Source organism: Domibacillus sp. A3M-37 (assembly GCF_024213455.1).
GTDB classification, from domain to species: Bacteria; Bacillota; Bacilli; order Bacillales; family Domibacillaceae; genus Domibacillus; species Domibacillus tundrae.
On record NZ_JANAVL010000077.1, the window covers coordinates 1 to 623 of the forward strand.

1 protein-coding gene is annotated in these 623 nt (G+C 38.5%); it reads right to left on the reverse strand.

Annotated elements, in window-relative coordinates:
- Positions 1-479 precede the first annotated feature (479 nt).
- Positions 480-623: transposase (locus tag NLX67_RS22625; protein ID WP_254313641.1), on the reverse strand; the 144-nt coding region annotated here is incomplete at its 5' end.

Sequence of the window (623 nt, forward strand, 5' to 3'; positions counted from 1 at the left end):
CAGAACGTTCCTTATGTAATTGGTATAATTCTTTAATGCGCGGTTCTAAGCGTATATCCAAATCAGAATTTAACATTTTCTTTTCTCCTTAAGGTTCTTTCTTTTATAACTATTTTAATAGTTGTCCTCATTATATATGATACTACTCGTTACTTAAATATGAAAAGGTCTCCTATGCGAAAATACTGGTGTGACCTTAACTCTCTATCAGTGTTCATAAAATCAATATGAGTTCAACAAACCCGTTTATCTTTTTGTCGATCATCCTTACTTTCCTTATTGGATATACATGCTGGAGTTAAGCGACTTGGCTTAAGTTTGAATTACCCCCAGTTACTCACTACGTTCGTTGAACATAGGGGATTCCTAAGTAAAGGAACCTATCGGCCCCTAATTCATTAGGCTACGCCCGTCATTCCGACGGTTGGCAGTGCGAACGACTTTGCAGCAAGTCTCCTGCGGAAAATCAAATTGTGTTACTAAACGAGGGCTAAATCATAGATATTCCGGGAAGCATTAATGTCCGCATTTTCCGAATGACCGCAAGAAACACAAATAAATGCCGCTTGTGTTTGACGATTTTCTTTTGCTGTGTGACCACACGAATGGCACTTTTGGGAAGT